This is a genomic window from Pseudomonas sp. S09G 359 (assembly GCF_002843605.1).
Classification (GTDB): Bacteria; Pseudomonadota; Gammaproteobacteria; order Pseudomonadales; family Pseudomonadaceae; genus Aquipseudomonas.
On the sequence record NZ_CP025263.1, the window covers coordinates 3514056 to 3531007 of the forward strand.

16 protein-coding genes are annotated in these 16952 nt (G+C 60.8%); 9 read left to right on the forward strand and 7 right to left on the reverse strand.

The features are described from left to right. Entirely contained in the window at positions 1-1623 is a 1623-nt protein-coding gene (locus CXQ82_RS15725; protein ID WP_101270527.1) for a glycosyltransferase family 39 protein, read from the forward strand. 172 nt (positions 1624-1795) lie between these two features. After that, positions 1796-2017, forward strand: coding sequence for a hypothetical protein (locus CXQ82_RS15730; RefSeq protein ID WP_101270529.1), 222 nt, complete (start codon positions 1796-1798; stop codon positions 2015-2017). A gap of 57 nt (positions 2018-2074) precedes the next feature. Here the strand turns inward: CXQ82_RS15730 and CXQ82_RS15735 are convergent, their stop codons facing one another. From CXQ82_RS15735 to CXQ82_RS31965, 3 genes are read right to left on the reverse strand one after another with little or no spacing between them, the layout of a single operon-like run. Next, positions 2075-2362, reverse strand: a complete 288-nt coding sequence (locus tag CXQ82_RS15735) for a hypothetical protein (protein WP_101270531.1) — start codon at positions 2360-2362, stop codon at positions 2075-2077. Beyond that, complete coding sequence (locus CXQ82_RS15740) at positions 2359-3084, reverse strand: N-acetylmuramoyl-L-alanine amidase (protein ID WP_101270533.1); 726 nt, start codon at positions 3082-3084, stop codon at positions 2359-2361. Before CXQ82_RS15740 ends, CXQ82_RS15735 begins: the two co-directional genes overlap by 4 nt. Then, positions 3081-3629, reverse strand: a complete 549-nt coding sequence (locus tag CXQ82_RS31965) for a PAAR domain-containing protein (RefSeq protein WP_157832167.1) — start codon at positions 3627-3629, stop codon at positions 3081-3083. The genes CXQ82_RS15740 and CXQ82_RS31965 overlap by 4 nt, the downstream gene beginning before the upstream one ends. 425 nt (positions 3630-4054) lie before the next feature. Here CXQ82_RS31965 and CXQ82_RS15750 point away from each other — a divergent pair, with 425 nt between their 5' ends. The 3 genes from CXQ82_RS15750 (at position 4055) to CXQ82_RS15760 (ending at position 7165) form a co-directional block, all read left to right on the forward strand. Then, positions 4055-4765 carry an HPP family protein gene (locus CXQ82_RS15750; protein ID WP_101270535.1) on the forward strand — a complete coding sequence of 237 codons (711 nt, stop codon included), beginning with the start codon at positions 4055-4057 and terminating at the stop codon, positions 4763-4765. A gap of 141 nt (positions 4766-4906) precedes the next feature. Further along, complete coding sequence (locus CXQ82_RS15755; RefSeq protein ID WP_101270536.1) at positions 4907-6010, forward strand: enoyl-CoA hydratase/isomerase family protein; 1104 nt, start codon at positions 4907-4909, stop codon at positions 6008-6010. 3 nt (positions 6011-6013) lie between these two features. Continuing rightward, a complete protein-coding gene (locus CXQ82_RS15760) occupies positions 6014-7165 on the forward strand; it encodes an acyl-CoA dehydrogenase family protein (RefSeq protein WP_101270538.1) in 1152 nt (383 codons plus the stop codon). A 385-nt stretch (positions 7166-7550) separates the two neighbouring features. Here the strand turns inward: CXQ82_RS15760 and CXQ82_RS15765 are convergent, their stop codons facing one another. The 4 genes from CXQ82_RS15765 to CXQ82_RS15780 are packed head-to-tail and all read right to left on the reverse strand — an operon-like array spanning position 7551 to position 11437. After that, the gene (locus CXQ82_RS15765; protein WP_101270541.1) at positions 7551-8324 is read right to left on the reverse strand and encodes an enoyl-CoA hydratase; all 774 of its coding nucleotides are present in this window, start codon (positions 8322-8324) and stop codon (positions 7551-7553) included. Between the two features lie 11 nt (positions 8325-8335). Then, complete coding sequence (locus CXQ82_RS15770) at positions 8336-9463, reverse strand: acyl-CoA dehydrogenase (RefSeq protein WP_101270543.1); 1128 nt, start codon at positions 9461-9463, stop codon at positions 8336-8338. 9 nt (positions 9464-9472) lie between these two features. Then, complete coding sequence (locus CXQ82_RS15775) at positions 9473-10657, reverse strand: acetyl-CoA C-acyltransferase (RefSeq protein WP_101270545.1); 1185 nt, start codon at positions 10655-10657, stop codon at positions 9473-9475. Positions 10658-10669: 12 nt separating this feature from the next. After that, positions 10670-11437, reverse strand: coding sequence for an SDR family NAD(P)-dependent oxidoreductase (locus CXQ82_RS15780; protein ID WP_101270547.1), 768 nt, complete (start codon positions 11435-11437; stop codon positions 10670-10672). Between the two features lie 203 nt (positions 11438-11640). Between CXQ82_RS15780 and CXQ82_RS15785 the strand changes: the two genes are divergently transcribed. The 4 genes from CXQ82_RS15785 to CXQ82_RS15800 all read left to right on the forward strand — a co-directional run bounded on the left by CXQ82_RS15785 (position 11641) and on the right by CXQ82_RS15800 (position 16932). Continuing rightward, positions 11641-12534 (forward strand): bestrophin family protein, encoded by an 894-nt coding sequence (locus CXQ82_RS15785; RefSeq protein WP_101270549.1) that lies wholly within the window; start codon positions 11641-11643, stop codon positions 12532-12534. A 64-nt stretch (positions 12535-12598) separates the two neighbouring features. Next, positions 12599-13657: a tetratricopeptide repeat protein gene (locus tag CXQ82_RS15790; RefSeq protein WP_101270552.1), complete on the forward strand. Its 1059-nt coding sequence runs from the start codon at positions 12599-12601 to the stop codon at positions 13655-13657. 105 nt (positions 13658-13762) lie between these two features. Continuing rightward, positions 13763-15262 (forward strand): ATPase domain-containing protein, encoded by a 1500-nt coding sequence (locus CXQ82_RS15795; RefSeq protein WP_101270554.1) that lies wholly within the window; start codon positions 13763-13765, stop codon positions 15260-15262. Beyond that, positions 15262-16932, forward strand: coding sequence for an ATP-binding protein (locus CXQ82_RS15800; protein ID WP_101270556.1), 1671 nt, complete (start codon positions 15262-15264; stop codon positions 16930-16932). Before CXQ82_RS15795 ends, CXQ82_RS15800 begins: the two co-directional genes overlap by 1 nt. The last annotated feature ends 20 nt before the right edge of the window (positions 16933-16952 follow it).

Here is a 16952-nt window from a genome sequence, read left to right on the forward strand (position 1 = left end):
GTGAACAAAGCGCGACCCACCCTGCTGAGTGTCACGATCCGTCGCCAATCCCTTGGCTTGGCTGTGCTCGCGTTGTTGCTATTCATCGCCGGCAGCTGGCACCAGGCGATTATCGGCTTCGACTCACGGTTCGTGGTGTTTGCCCAGGAAATGCTGCGCCATGGGCCGGGGTTTTTCCCCACCACCTACGGGCAGCCCTACGCCGACTACCTGGCCACGTCGACGCTGATGACCTGGCTGCTGTCGTTGCCCCTGGGCCAGGTCACCAGCCTTACGGCGTGGTTGCCCACGGCGGCGGCCTCGGCGGTGATCGTCATGCTGGTGTATCGCCTGACGGCGCCGTACTCCCGGCGCTGGGGCCTGCTGAGTATCGTGGTGCTGCTGCTCAGCAGTACCTTTATCAGCGAAACCCGCTCGGTGTCCCTCGACCAGATGCTCGCAGCGATTGCCTTGGCGGTGTTCTACCTGGGTTATGCCCATGACCACTTCGGCGCGGGTAAGCGCCTGCACTGGTTATACCTGCTGCTGATCCTTGGCTTCGCGATTCGTGGGCCGATCGGCCTGGTGATTCCTACAGGCGTGCTGTGCAGCTACTACCTGATCAACCGGCAATGGCGCCAACTGTTCAGCTTCGGCCTGCTGGCACTGGCGCTGCTGATGGCGTGTGTCGGCCTGCTGTTGCTGATGGCCAAGCTCAGTGGCGGCGAAAGCTTCATGCAGGACGTCATCCGCATGCAGTTCCTGGGGCGCATGGACGGCAGCGAAGGTTCCAGCGGCGCGCTGTATTACTTCACCAGCTCATTCGGTAATTACGCCATCGCCTACCCGCTGGCCCTGCTGGTGCTGGTGGCGATTGCACTGGGTGGGCGGCGCACGCCGGAGCCAGCCCTGCAATTGGTGTTGTACTGCGCGGCCGCAGGCTTGCTGGTGATGCTCGGCCTGTCGGTTCCCCAAGCCAAGAAGGCGCGTTACATACTGCCGATGTTGCCCATGGCTGCGATCATTGCGGCGTACCCCTTCCAGGTTGCCCAAGGCCGGCTGTTTGCCGGGTTACGCGGGCTGATGCTGGGGCTATGGACGCTGCTGCCGACACTCTTGATCGTCGGATTGGTGTTCGCACGCCGCCGTTATCCGCAGCCATTGAGTGACTTGGGCCTGATGTTTGGCGTGTTAGGCGCGCTGCAGGCCGTGGCATTACTGGCCTTGCTCAAGGCGCGCCTGCGGCTGGTGGGCCCGGCGCTTAGCGCTGTGCTGGCGGTGTGGGTCACCTATATCGGTGTGGTCGAGCCGTTGGTGCGCAGTGTCTACGACACCCGTACCTTTACGCTGCGCGTGCATGAGCAGGTGATGCAACAGCGGGCGCCGGTGGTGCTGCACGGCCTGGGCAAAGACGCCAAGGCGATCAAATACATGGTCAACCTCGACTGCGACCAGGTGCCGTTGTTTACCCAGCAACAGGCTGACCTGGCGCCGCTGCAAGGACCGGTCTGGCTGGTGATGAGCCAGGCGGATTACCAAGGGTTGACCGACCCACGCTTTCGAGACCTCACCCCGATCCTGACCGGGGAATTCGACAAAGCCCCCTACGTGCTGCTGCATCTGGCCCAAACACCACGGCCTTGACTCCTGCGCCGGCACTGCCGGTGCGGAAACCTCCTACACAGCTATGCGTAATGGCTGGTGCCTTTTCCCTTTCCCGCGTCCGAAAGCCAAATGTAAACTCCGATTGCCGACCGCGGTATCTATCTACCGCCACGTGCCATGGATCACAACAAGGACGCTAGAGGACAATGCCGTGCCAGATGATGTTTCGCTCGACACCCGCGATGAAGTGCACGTTGGCTATCTGCCCAGTCTGCCATTGCATCGGCTGATGGAACTGCGCAATGCCTTGGTGGCGTTGAATGGGCCACTGAGCAGTGATCCTGGGCTGCAGGCAGACCTGCGCAAACGCTGGTTCAACGAAGAAACCAGTGACCGCGTGCTGGGAAAGCTCAACACAGCTGGGTGTCCTTGATCCGTAGGAAGATCTCGGCCCAAGACCGTTCAATCCGTTTTTTCTGCATTCTGGAGGCTATTTCTTCCTGCAGGTCTCAATGTCGCTTTGGGTTTTCAGTTGCGTGTCGATGCCAAGCCGATACCTACAGTAGTCGAGGATCAACTTCCGTTCCTCGCCGGTGAGATCTTCGACTTGTCTGATTTCCCCATCGTTGGCATGGATGTTGTAAAACCTCATTTGAAACGTCGGATATTTTTTGATGAAAAAAACCGCGTTGATGTCACCATCCTCAAGAGCATCGTAATAACCAATGAAGAGCGTTGATAACACCGTCAACACTCCTGCGATCAGTAACGTTTTCATTCTCTCGGTGCCGGGGGCGGCAACAATTGTGTCTCGGTCCTGATATTTCTCACCAACTCCATTCCAATATTACCGGGGCAAATTTTTCCTTCGGACGCCTGACCTGGGTACTCCCGGTGACCACCAAAGTGTTTGATAACGAATACGCTTTTCAGGGATTCGATCAAATGCATCAGCGCGACAATTTGAACAGCCGGAATCAGAGTTGTGCTGCTGTAACCTATGCTGTCAAGGAATACACGGCCTTTGGCTACCCAGTCTCCCCCCTCGTCCGGTGTTGTCAGGTTTTCCAGCAGTACAATACCAATCACCCCAGTATTGAACTTAAAAACACTCGAACCCTGAAGCCGAATGTCGCGACCTTCGAAAATCTGCCCGGTGCAATCGATTCCATAGTGATAGCCGATGTCGTCGTACTTCTGGCTCAGGTGGCCTTTTTGAACTGCCCGCATCTGCTCTACACCGGACGCGCAGCTATGGCTTCGCCCTGCATGGTGCAAGGCAATCATGGTGTAGTCCCAATCCATAACCATCTTAGGTTTGCCTTTCACTGCTCCCCATGACGATCGATCAACGAACGTTGCGCTTCGTGAGCGGACTTTCTTGATAATCGCTTCACGGGTGGCGGCGCGGTCGTTGACGGTGATAGAGATGAAACTTGCTGACTGGTCGGGCATCACTTCTTGTGCCTGGGCTGTTGTCGTGAAGGTTTCTGTGCTCATCTGACTTCCTCCGAGAACTCAGTCAGCTCACGGGCGGGCGCTTGGAAAACCACATGAAGCGCGATCACCGAATCCGCCGTGGGTGCTTCCACGACGGCAATGCCGTTGGCATCAGTGAGTCCTGCCTTTCGGTGCCCATCAACCAGAACTATGTATGCCCGGTGGGCTATTGGACGACCTGTATCGCTATCAGTGATGGAAAAGGATCTCGCGAAGCTTTTTGAGCCTGATGCTGGAGTACTGAAGCTTGAAGCATGGGCAGGTACGGGCATCGGACTTGAAGCTACGGTGGTGTACTGAGTGGTAGAGCCATAGACCACATGGTCAGCACATCCGCAGAGCACTCTATCGCCCGTGGCGGCGTAAGGCTGCTGCTCTGACCAATCGAAAGCTGTTCCAAATATGGGAAACTCCCCTTTGCATTTGCTGCAATGAGCAAGGTCACCCGTTTGAGCAATGGCTTTGTTATCTTCAAGCCAGGTTGCCGTGGCTGATGTGACTTCGCCGTATGTCGTTTTGTCCCCAAGACAGACTAGTGCTCTCAATCAGAATCCCTCTGTAATGACGTATTGAATCACTCGACCCCGATTTAACTCTCGGGGCTTCGAGACTATCAGCGCCCTCACGAAAGCCGACGTAGGAAGTTTCTGAATTGCAGTGTCTTATTTCGCTATGCATCTTATCGGCTGCCCGGGGAGGCGTTTTACAACGATGCTGAATCACTGCAACGTGACCGCGTGCTGGGAAAGCTCAACACAGCTGGTTCTCCTTGATCCGTAGGACAATGTAGGCCCAAGACCTTTTAATCCATTTTTATTGTATTTAACCCTCATTAATATGCATTGGAACTGTGTAGATCGCCACGGCACACTGCATGGGTTCCTTCCCCCAAATGTTGGAACTTTCAAAGGGCTTTTCCGGGCAACCAGACAAGCCTTTTTTTTGCCTGCCATTTATGGATTGCCTTTCAATGCTTGCTCGCTGGTTTCCCGCTGCTATCAATACCCGTCCCACCGAATGGAGCCGTGCCGCCATTGGGATGGCGCTGGGCACGCTGTTGAGTGTCTGGCTGTGCGCCCAGGTGTTTGGCATGGAGGTGGCGCTGCACCTGCTGGGCCCACTGGGGGCGTCTGCGGTGTTGTTGTTTGCGGTATCGTCCGGTGCGCTGGCGCAGCCCTGGTCGATCATCGGCAGCTACCTGTGCGCAGGGGTGGTGGCCTTGCTCGTGGCCCGCGTGCTCGGGCGCACGTTGGGCGGTGCGTGCCTCGCAGCCGGCATGGCGGTGGTGCTGATGTGCTGGCTGCGCTGCCTGCATCCCCCCGCCGGCGGCCTGGCCATGACCCTGGTACTCGCCGACCCGGCTTCCGCCGCCCTTGGCTGGCATGAATTGGGCGCTGTGCTGCTCGGTGCCGGCGCCCTGCTGACCTGCGCGCTGGCGTACAACAACGCCACGCGTACGCGCTACCCCAAGGGCGCAGTCGAAGCTGCGGCGGTGATCTTGCCAGACCCCGAAGCCAGCCGGGACCCCGCCATTACCGCCGCCGACTTGAAACTGGCGCTGGCCGAAATGGAGCAGTTTTACGACGTAGCCCCCACTGAGTTGGAGCAGTTGATCCATGCGGCGGAACACCATGCCCGGCGTCGTAGCATCGGTGAGGTCCTGGCACGCCGCGTGCCCTGAGCGCACCCCCGGCGCGCTGCATAAATGCAAAAACGACCTGCATGATTCCGGGTTGTACTGGGCAAATTTGCACTGGTACGATCACGAGAGAGTTCGCGCGCGAACATCTTGATAAAGAACAATAAAAGCAGGGAGTTACAGATGACTGCTCAGGTTTCCTCCGAAACACGCAGCACCCATGTACAGCAGCCCGACGTGGTCGCCGAAGTACGCAACCATATCGGCCACCTCACTCTCAACCGCCCCGCCGGCCTGAATGCCCTCACCCTCGGCATGGTCCGCAGCCTGACGCAACAGCTGCAGGCCTGGGCGGACGACCCCCAGGTGCGTGCGGTGGTCCTGCGTGGCGCCGGCGAAAAAGCCTTTTGTGCTGGTGGCGACATCCGCTCCCTCTATGACAGCTTTAAAAATGGCGACACCCTGCACCAGGATTTCTTCGTCGAAGAATATGCGTTGGACCTCGCCATCCATCACTACTGCAAGCCGGTGTTGGCCCTGATGGACGGCTTTGTGCTGGGCGGCGGCATGGGCCTGGTACAGGGCGCGGACCTGCGCGTGGTCAGCGAACGCAGCCGCCTGGGCATGCCGGAAGTAGCCATCGGGTATTTCCCCGACGTGGGCGGCAGCTACTTCCTGCCGCGCATTCCCGGTGAGCTGGGGATCTACCTCGGCGTCACCGGCGTACAGATCCGCGCGGCCGATGCGCTGTACTGCGGCTTGGCGGACTGGTACCTGGACAGCGGCAAGCTGGCAGACCTGGACCACCAGCTCGACCACCTGCGATGGCACGAATCGCCCCTCAAGGACCTGCAGGGCGCACTGGCCAAGCTGGCCGTGCAGCAATTGCCCGACGCGCCGCTGGCGGCCCTGCGCCCGGCTATCGACCACTTCTTCGGCCTGCCGGACGTTGCGAGTATTGTTGAACAGTTGCAACAAGTCACCGTCGCCGACAGCCATCAGTGGGCCCTGCACACCGCCGACCTCATGCACACCCGCTCGCCCCTGGCGATGGCCGTGACCCTGCAGATGCTGCGTCGCGGTCGGCGTTTACCGCTGGAGCAGTGTTTTGCCCTGGAACTGCACCTTGACCGCCAATGGTTCAAGCGTGGTGACCTGATCGAGGGGGTTCGTGCATTGATCATCGACAAGGACAAACAACCGCGCTGGAACCCGCCAACGCTCCGCGAGCTGGACAACAGCCACGTCGAGAGTTTTTTCCATAACTTCGAGCAGGTTGTGAACTAAATCATGCAAGATATTGAATATACAGAAGAACAGGTAATGATCCGCGACATGGCTCGCGACTTTGCCCGTGGCGAAATTGCACCCCATGCCCAAGCGTGGGAGAAGGCCGGCTGGATTGACGACGCCCTGGTGGCGAAGATGGGTGAACTCGGCCTGCTGGGCATGGTTGTGCCGGAAGAATGGGGCGGCACCTATGTCGACTACGTGGCCTATGCCCTGGCGGTCGAAGAAATCTCCGCCGGCGATGGCGCCACCGGTGCGCTGATGAGTATCCATAATTCAGTCGGTTGCGGGCCTATCCTCAACTACGGCACACAAGCGCAGAAACAAACCTGGCTGGCTGACCTGGCCAGCGGACAAGCGATTGGCTGCTTCTGCCTCACCGAACCCCAGGCCGGATCCGAAGCCCACAACCTGCGCACCCGCGCCGAACTGGTCAATGGCCAGTGGGTGATCAATGGCGCCAAGCAATTTGTCAGCAACGGCAAGCGCGCCAAGCTGGCCATCGTCTTCGCTGTGACCGACCCGACCCTGGGTAAAAAAGGCATTTCGGCGTTCCTGGTGCCCACCGACACCTCCGGGTTTGTGGTTGACCGCACCGAGCACAAGATGGGCATTCGGGCATCCGACACCTGCGCCGTCACCCTCAACCAGTGCACGGTGCCCGAAGCCAACCTGCTGGGCGAGCGTGGCAAAGGCCTGGCGATTGCCCTGTCGAACCTGGAAGGCGGCCGCATCGGCATTGCCGCCCAGGCCTTGGGCATTGCCCGTGCGGCGTTCGAAGCGGCGCTGGCCTATGCCCGTGACCGGGTGCAGTTCGACAAGGCGATCATCGAGCACCAGAGCGTGGCCAACCTGCTGGCCGATATGCAAACCCGCTTGAATGCCGCCCGCTTGCTGATACTGCACGCTGCACGCCTGCGTTCTGCCGGAAAACCCTGCCTGTCGGAAGCGTCCCAGGCCAAGCTGTTTGCCTCGGAAATGGCCGAAAAGGTCTGTTCCTCGGCGATGCAGATTCATGGCGGGTATGGGTATCTGGAGGATTACCCGGTGGAGCGTTACTACCGGGATGCGCGGATCACACAGATTTACGAAGGGACCAGCGAGATTCAGCGGATGGTGATTGCCAGAGAGCTGAAGAACTACCAGCTCTAACTGACACACCACAAAACAAATGTGGGAGGGGGGCTTGCCCCCGATGGCGGTGGGTCAGAGACAAATCTGCTGACTGATAAACGGCCATCGGGGGCAAGCCCCCTCCCACATTTAGATCTCCAGTGTTGGTGAGCTTGAGTTACTTGAGGATTACCGAGCGCCGAAGAACTACCAGCTCCAGCTGACACACCACACAACAAATGTGGGAGGGGGCAAGCCCCCTCCCACATTTAGATCTTCAGTGTTGGTGAGCTTGGGTTACTTGAGGATTACCGAGCGCTGAAGAACTACCAGTTCCAACTGACACAGCACAAAACAAATGTGGGAGGGGGCAAGTCGAGTCGTCGCACCGCCCCTCCCACATTTGGATCTACAGTGTTACTGGTTACTGGTCCTTGAACTCTGGCGCACGCTTGGCCACAAACGCGGCCATGCCTTCCTTCTGATCTTGCGTGGCAAAGGCGGCGTGGAACACCCGGCGTTCAAAGCGCACGCCTTCGGACAGGCTCACTTCAAATGCGCGGTTCACGCTTTCCTTGACCATCATGCTGATCGGCACCGATTTACCGGCGATCAGGGTGGCGACTTTCAAGGCTTCTTCCAGCAACTCATCAGCCGGCACAATGCGCGCGACGATCCCGCAGCGCTCGGCTTCCACCGCATCGATAAAACGCCCGGTCAGGCACATTTCCATGGCCTTGGCCTTGCCTACCGCACGGGTCAGGCGCTGGGTGCCGCCCATGCCCGGCAGCACGCCGAGGTTGATTTCCGGCTGGCCGAACTTGGCGCCGTCACCGGCCAGGATAAAGTCGCACATCAACGCCAGCTCGCAGCCACCGCCCAGGGCGAAGCCGTTGACGGCGGCGATGATCGGCTTGCGGCGGTTGGCCACGCGGTCGCTGTCGCTGAACAGGTCGTCCAGGTAGATCTGCGGATAGGTCAGCTCCGCCATTTCCTTGATATCGGCGCCGGCGGCGAAGGCTTTTTTCGAACCGGTCAGCACGATGCAGCCGATCTGCGGGTCGGCTTCCAGGCCATCCAGCGCCTGGTTCAACTCGCTGACCAGTTGCGCATTCAGCGCGTTCAGTGCCTGCGGGCGATTCAGGGTAATCAGCCCGACGCGGCCCTGGACTTCGAGCAAAATGGTTTCGTAACTCATGTATCGGCTCCTTAGAGATTGCGTGAGATGACCATGCGTTGGATATCGCTGGTGCCTTCGTAAATCTGGCAGACCCGCACATCGCGGTAGATCCGCTCCAGGGGGAAGTCGCTCAGGTAACCGTAACCACCCAGGGTTTGCAAGGCGGCCGAACAGACTTTTTCGGCCATTTCCGAGGCGAACAGCTTGGCCATGGACGCCTCCACCAGCGCAGGCCGGCCGCTGTCGCGCAGCGCGGCGGCGTAATGCACCATCTGCCGGGCGACCGCGATTTGCGTGGCCATGTCCGCCAGGCGAAACGCCACGGCCTGATGTTCGATCAGCGGTTTGCCGAAGCTTTCACGCTCACGAGCGTAATCACGGGCGGCTTCAAAGGCCGCGCGGGCCATGCCCACCGACTGCGAGGCGATGCCCACGCGGCCGCCTTCGAGGTTGGCCAGGGCGATCTTGTAGCCCTCGCCCTCCTCGCCCAGGCGGTTGGCCACGGGCACCTTCACGTCTTCAAAGAGGATCTGGCAGGTGTCCGACGCATGCTGGCCGAGTTTGTCTTCTACCCGCGCCACGGTGTAACCCGGCGAGTCAGTGGGCACGATAAACGCACTGATCCCGCGCTTGCCCGCTGCCGGGTCAGTGACGGCAAACACAATCACCACCCCGGCGTTTTGCCCGGAGGTAATGAACTGTTTGCAACCATTCAGCACGTAGTGGTCGCCGTCGAGGCGCGCGCGGGTTTTCAGGCTGCTGGCATCGGAGCCGGCTTGCGGTTCGGTCAGTGCAAACGCGCCGAGCATCGCACCGCTGGCCAAGGGCTTGAGGAATTGCTCCTTCTGCTGATCGTTGCCGAACTTAAGGATAGGCACGCAGCCCACCGAGTTGTGCACGCTCATGATGGTCGAACAGGCGCCATCACCAGCAGCGATTTCTTCCAGGGCCATGGCGTAGGCCAGGTAGCCGGTGTCGCACCCGCCCCACTGTTCCGGCACCAACATGCCGAAAAACCCCAGTTCGGCCATTTCGCCGATGGCTTCCTTGGGAAAGCGGTGTTCGCGGTCCCATTCGGCGGCAAACGGTTTGAGCCGCTCCTGGGCGAACTGGCGGGCCGCGTCGCTGATTTGCAGTTGTTCGTCATTGGGCAGCATAAAAAATCCTTAATACAGGCATTCAACGGCCATGGCCGTGGCTTCACCGCCGCCAATGCAGATGGCCGCAACGCCACGCTTGAGGCCTTTCTGGCGCAGGGCCGAGAGCAGGGTCACGAGGATGCGCGCACCGGACGCGCCAATCGGGTGGCCGAGGGCGCAGGCGCCGCCATGCACATTGACCTTGGCATGCGGGATTTCCAGCTTGCTCATGGTCACCAGGCTGACCACGGCGAAGGCTTCGTTGATCTCGAACAGGTCGACGTCACCCAGGTTCCAGCCGGTCTTGCGCATCAATTTACGGATCGCCCCAACCGGCGCCACCGGAAACAGCCCAGGCTCATCGGCAAATGCCGCGTGCCCGTGGATCACCGCCAACGGCTTGAGGCCACGCTTGTGTGCCTCGGACTCGCGCATCAACAGCAACGCTGCCGCGCCATCGGAAATCGAACTGGAGTTGGCCGCCGTCACGGTGCCACCTTCACGGAACGCCGGTTTCAGGCTGGTAATCTTGTCCAGCTTGGCCTTGGGTGGCTGCTCGTCATGCAGGATGGTTTTCTGCTCCTTGCCGACGGTGACTTGTACCGGGACGATCTCGGCGGCGAAGTTGCCATGGGTGATGGCTTCCTGCGCACGCGTCAGGGAAGCAATGGCGAAGGCATCCTGGGCTTCACGGGTAAAGCCGTTATGCAGGGCGCAGTCTTCGGCAAAGGTACCCATCAGACGGCCCTTGTCGTAGGCGTCTTCGAGGCCGTCGAGGAACATATGGTCGAGCACTCGCCCATGGCCCATGCGGTAGCCGCTGCGGGCGCGGTCCAGCAGGTACGGCGCGTTGGACATGCTTTCCATGCCCCCGGCAATGACCACGTCGACACTGCCGGCCAGCAGCGTGTCATGGGCGAGGATGGTCGCTTCCATGCCCGAGCCGCACATCTTGTTGAGGGTCGTGCAACGCGTGGACTTGTCCAGCCCGGCACCCAACGCCGCTTGCCGCGCCGGCGCCTGGCCAAGTCCGGCAGGCAGCACACAGCCAAACAGCACTTCATCCACAGCATCGCTGGCAAGGCCGGCACGCTCGACGGCCGCGCGTATCGCCGTGGCACCCAGCTGTGGCGCGGTGAGGCTCTTGAGGTCACCCTGGAAGCCGCCCATGGGCGTGCGCACGGCGCTGACAATCACAATGGGATCAGTCATGGGTCAATCTCCTCACTTGGCCGCCATGCGCAAGGCGCCGTCGAGACGGATCACCTCGCCATTGAGCATGCTGTTTTCAATGATGTGCCGCACCAACGCGGCGTATTCAGCGGGCTTGCCCAGGCGCGGCGGGAATGGCACGCCGGCGGCGAGGGAATCGCGTACTTCCGGGGTCATGCCGGCCATCATCGGGGTTTCGAAAATGCCTGGGGCGATGGTCATCACGCGAATACCAAAACGCGCCAGTTCACGGGCGGCAGGCAGCGTGAGGCTGGCGATCGCGCCTTTGGAGGCCGCGTAGGCCGCCTGGCCGATCTGCCCGTCAAACGCAGCCACCGAGGCGGTGTTGATGATCACGCCGCGCTCGCCATCGGCATTTGCCTCAGTTTCAGCGATGGCCGCTGCGGCCAGGCGCAGCAGGTTGAAGCTGCCGATCAGGTTGACGTTGATGACCTGGGCAAAGCTGTCGAGTCCATGGGCACCGTGTTTGCCGAGGATTTTCTCACCCCGTACCACACCGGCGCAGTTCACCAGGCCATGCAGGCCACCAAAGGCCGCGACGGTGGCATTCACCGCCGCAACGGCTGCGGCTTCCTGGCTGATATCCGCCACGGCGCTGCGGGCATTGTCGCCCAGCTGCTGGGCTTTGGCGGCCACGGCGTCGGCGTTGAGGTCCACCAGCATCACCTTGGCACCAGCGCCTACCAGCATCTCAGCGGTGGCCGCACCGAGGCCCGAGGCGCCGCCGCTGACCAGGAATACCTTGTTCTCAATCTGCATTATTGTTTCCTTGGAATGTGCACGATTGGGCGAAATAGTCGCTCTGCAACACCGCAGCGACAATGGTCAAAGCCTTCAATATAGTTGACTGGTTTGGCCAATCATCGACCCGGCTGATCGGCCGGTCAGCCCAAGCAATTGGACGGCATCGGCATCCGCTTCTAACCTGATGGCCTGCGCCACCTGAGAAGTCCTGCCCCGCCATGATCGTGCGTCCCAAACCCAACCTGCTGGGCATCCTGTTTTCCCTCAAGGGCTCGATCGCCAAGCGCATCGCCCTGCGTAGCCTGCTGGTGACCCTGCTGGCCTCGGTGATCGTGCTGGTGGAGACCCTGCACCCGGCGTATTTCTCCAAGGTCAACGCCACGCCCTTTACCTTGCTGGGCCTGTCGCTGTCGATCTTCATGAGCTTTCGCAATAACGCCTGCTATGACCGCTGGTGGGAAGGCCGCAAGCAATTGGGGCAGATGATCATCGATGTGCGCTCGCTGATTCGTGAAACCCAGCTACTCAAGGACCCGGCCGAACGCGCGGCGGTGCTGCGCGCGCTGTGTGGGTTTGCCCATGGCCTGATCGCACGCTTGCGCCATGAGGATGAAGCCCGGGCGATTGCGCCGTGGGCGCCGGTGGAAAACCCGCATCCCAACCTGCCTGACAAGGTCCTGCAACAGGTCGGCGCACGCTTTTCGGAGTTGACCGAGCAAGGCGTGCTCAGCGAGTGGCGGTATACCCAGCTGGAAGCCCGGCTGGTCAGCCTCAGCCAGGTGCAAGCCTCGTGCGAGCGGATCAAGACCACGCCGCTGCCCTTCCCCTATACCCTGCTGCTGCACCGCACCATCTACCTGTTCTGCATTCTGCTGCCATTCGCCATGGCTGAGCCGCTGGGATGGCTGACGCCGGTGTTCACCGCCATCGTCAGCTACACCTTCTTTGGCCTCGATGAAATCGGCGATGACCTGGAAGACCCGTTCGGCTTCGACGAAAACGACCTGCCCTGCAATGCCCTGTTGCGCACGCTGGAGCGCGAAGTGCTCGCCGCGCTCGGCGAAACCGACTTGCCGCCGGCCCTGGAGCCGGTGGAATACGTGCTCACCTGACGCGGGTTTGACACCTGCCGTGGTCTGACCGAAGCTGATGGCTTTGCTCTAGCTGGACGCCTGCATGCCAAAGTCACGCCGTTACTCCATCGTCGGCCTGTGCGCCCTGTTGTTTATTGTGCTGCTCACCTGGTATTTCTCCCGCGCCACCCCGGTAGCCGTGCCTCCGGCCATTGCCCATGGTTACTCCAAAGCCCTGAAACAGGCGCGTAACGGCGAGCCAGGCGCAGCGCGCGTGCTGTACCAGCAATTGGGCCGGCCGGACCTGACCCCCGAGCGCCGCGCCGCGCTGCATGCCGAATTGCCCAATTACCCCAGCCCCCAGGCCTTGAAACTCGCGGACAAAGACTTGGCCAGTGAGTCGCCGCAGGTGCGCGAAGCTTCCATCCACAGCATCGTCGGCCTGGTCCCCACCGGCCAGCGCACGCTGTTGCTCGGCCCGGCGCTGGATGATCCAGAACAAAGCGTACGGTTTGCCGCGGCCAACGCCTTGCTCGGCCTGTCGCCCGACACCTTGGGCCTGTACTTCGGGCCATTGCAGCAGGTACTGGATGAGTTCGTGAAAAAGCTCAAGGCCGAGCCGGAAACGGCCGATGGCTGGATTCAATTGGCGCGCCTGTACATTCACAGCACCCTCCTGCCCGAGGCGCAAAATGCCCTGGAGCAGGCCATGCGCCTGCAGCCAGACAACCTGCAAGCCGGGGTGGCGCAGATCGAATTGCTCGACAAGCAAGGCAAGACCGATGAATCCCGCCAACTGCTCGCGCGGCAACTGGCGGCGCATCCTGAATCGGCCTACCTGCAACACGCCCTGGGCATGTGGCTGCTGCACCATGGCGAGCGCCCGTATGCGCTGCTCGGCCTGTCCAAGGCGGTGGAGCTTGAACCGGATAACCAGGATTATCGCTATGACCTGGCCACCACCCTGCATGCCCAGCAGGAACAGGAGGCCGCGCAGCGCCAGTTGGAAGAAATAGTCCAGCGCCACCCTGCCAATCGCAAGGCCAGGGTGCTGCTGATCAACTACTGGAAAGAAAGCGGCCAGTTACAGAATGTGCAAGTGCTGCTCGCTCAGCTTGAACAGCAAAACCCAGACGACCCGGCGTTGCAGCAAGGCTTGTAGTTTTGCGCAATTGGTGGGAACCGTGGCAACGCCCAACGGTCAAGAGAACATGGCGCACCCAACGGGGTGCGCATCCTCTACTCGTATGTGACCTGAGGGCACTTCTTGTCTACATCCAACGCGCAACTATCCGAAAAAGCGGCCACCGGCATCGAAGGTCTTGATGACATTCTGTCCGGGGGGCTTTCGCGTAGCCATTTGTTCCTGCTGGAAGGTGAACCTGGCACCGGTAAAACCACGGTCGCCCTGCATTTCCTGCAGGCCGGTGCCAAAAGCGGCGAGCGATCGTTGTACATCACGCTATCGGAAACCGAGCGCGAATTGCGCCAGGGCGCCAAGTCCCACGGTTGGGACCTGGATGACAATATCCACATCTTCGAACTGACCCCGCCGGAGAGCCTGCTCAACGCCGAGCATCAGCAGAGCCTGCTGTATTCCTCCGACCTGGAGCTGGGCGAGGCTACCCGGCAGATCTTCGAGGTGGTGGAACGGGTTAAGCCGACCCGCGTGGTCATCGACAGCCTCTCCGAAATCCGCCTGCTGGCGCAAAGCTCGTTGCGCTACCGTCGGCAGATCCTGGCGATCAAGCACTACTTTGTGCGCTACGACGCCACGGTGCTGTTGCTGGATGACCTGACCACCGAATCCCTGGATAAAACCGTGCACAGTGTCGCCCACGGGGTGATCCGTCTGGAAGAGCTGACGCCCAACTACGGCGCCGAACGCCGCCGCGTGCGGGTGGTTAAATACCGTGGCCAGAAATACCGCGGCGGTTTCCACGATTTCACCATCATGCACGGTGGCGTGCATGTGTTCCCACGCCTGGTGGCGGCCGAGCACCGTGGCGGCTACGTGCGCCAGACCTTGAGCAGCGGCATTCGGGAAATGGATGCGTTGATGGGCGGCGGCGTCGAGACCGGCTCCAGCAGCCTGATCCTCGGCCCGGCCGGTACCGGCAAATCACTGATCTCGATGATCTTCGCCGCCGCAGCAGTGACCCGTGGTGAAAAGGCCGCCCTGTTCATCTTCGACGAAGAGCTGGGGCTGTTGTTCGAACGCATGAAAAACATGGGCATCGACCTCGCCGCCCTGCAGGATACCGGCAACCTGTTGATCGAACAGGTGGACGCCGCCGAGCTGTCCCCAGGTGAATTCTCCCACCGTGTGCGCCGTTGCGTGGACGAACGCGGGATCAAGACCGTGGTCATCGACAGCATCAATGGTTACCAGGCGGCCATGCCGGAAGAGAACGCGCTGATCCTGCACATGCACGAACTGCTGCTGTATCTCAACCGCCGAGGCGCCGCGACCTTCATGACCGTCGCGCAGCATGGTCTGGTTGGCGACATGCAGGCGCCAGTCGACATTACATATCTGGCCGACACGGTGATTCTGTTGCGTTACTTCGAGGCGCTGGGCAAGGTGCGCCGCGCGATCTCGATCATCAAGAAACGCACCGGCTCCCACGAATCGTCGATCCGTGAATACCGCATCAGCAACCGTGGCCTTACCGTCGGCGAACCGCTGGACAACTTCCAGGGCGTCTTGCGCGGCATTCCTACCTACATGGGCGCCGGCTCCCCTCTGCTCAAGGATGAGGGATAGTGCCCAAACTATCCGGTGTAACTGAACGTGCAATTATCCTGGCGCCACTGGGGCGTGACAGCGCACTCGCGCTGATGATGCTTAACGAGGCCGGCTACAGCGGTATCGTCGCCACCCACCTGCCAGCGCTGTGCGAAGCGCTGCAACAGGGCGCTGGCCTGCTGATCGTCGCCGCCGAAGCCCTGCGTGGCGTCGACCTGGAGCCGCTGCTGGAGCACTTGCACCAGCAGCCGGCCTGGTCGGACTTGCCCATTGTGCTGATGACCCATCACGGCGGCAGCGAACAGAACGGCTCATCCCACCTCAGTGGCCTGCTTGGCAACGTCACATTCCTGGAGCGCCCGTTCCACCCGATCACACTGATAAGCCTGGTGAGCACTGCTCTACGAGGTCGGCGCAGGCAATACGAAGCCCGCGACCGCCTGATCGACCTGAGCGAAAGTGAACTGCGCCTGCAACGCACCCTGGAAACCCTTGAGCAGCAGGTCGAGGAACGCACCGCGCAATTGCGCCACAACGAAGAAGCGTTGCGCCAATCGCAGAAGATGGAAGCCGTCGGCCAGTTGACCGGCGGCATTGCCCACGACTTCAACAATATGCTCACCGGGATCATCGGCAGCCTGGAGTTGCTGCGCCGGCGCGTGGCCCGGGGCAAGTTGGACGATCTCGACGGGTTGATCGACCTGGGCGTCACCTCGGCCAACCGCGCTGCCGGCCTAACTCACCGCCTGCTCGCGTTCTCCCGCCGCCAGTCGCTGGACTCCAAATCGGTCAGCCTCAATGAGTTGGTTACGTCGATGGGCGAACTGCTGCAGCGCAGCATCAATGAAAGCATCACCCTGGAGATGCGCCTCACCGACGAGCTGTGGACTGCCGAAGCCGACCCCAACCAACTGGAAAGCGCCCTGCTCAACCTGGTCATCAACGCCCGCGATGCGATGCCCGGCGGTGGCAAGCTGGTGGTGGAAACCACCAATCGGCGCTTAGACAACGTGTTTACTGCCGCCTACGGCACCCTCACACCTGGCGACTACGTGGAACTGAGCGTCAGCGATAACGGTTGTGGCATACCCGAGAGCGTGATCGGCCGGGTCTTCGACCCGTTCTTCACCACCAAACCCATCGGCCAGGGCACGGGCCTTGGCTTGTCGATGATTTATGGCTTCGCGCGCCAGTCCCGTGGCCATGTGACCATTCACAGCGAAGTCGGCAAAGGCACCACGGTAAGCCTGTTTCTGCCGCGATTTATCGGCCAAACCACCACGGATGTCCGTACCGACCCTGCCCTGCTGCCATTCGCCAATGCCGGGGAAACCGTGCTTATCGTCGAAGACGACCCGGCGGTAAGGGTGTTGGTCAGCCAGGTATTGAGTGAACTGGGCTACGCCTTCGTTGAAGCCGGGGATGCCGACGGTGCGCTGCCAATTATCGAATCCGGCCAGCGTATTGACCTGATGATCAGTGATGTGGGCTTACCCGGGATGAACGGCCGGCAACTGGCCGAGATCGGCCGGCAGATTCGGCCCGATTTGAAGGTGCTGTTCATTACCGGGTATGCCGAACATGCGGCGGTGCGGGGTGGGTTCCTTGACCCAGGCATGCAACTGATCACCAAACCCTTCACCTTTGACCTGTTAACGGCCAAGGTTCGGGAGATGATCAGGGACTAGGGCTGCCAAGCAGCCCGATA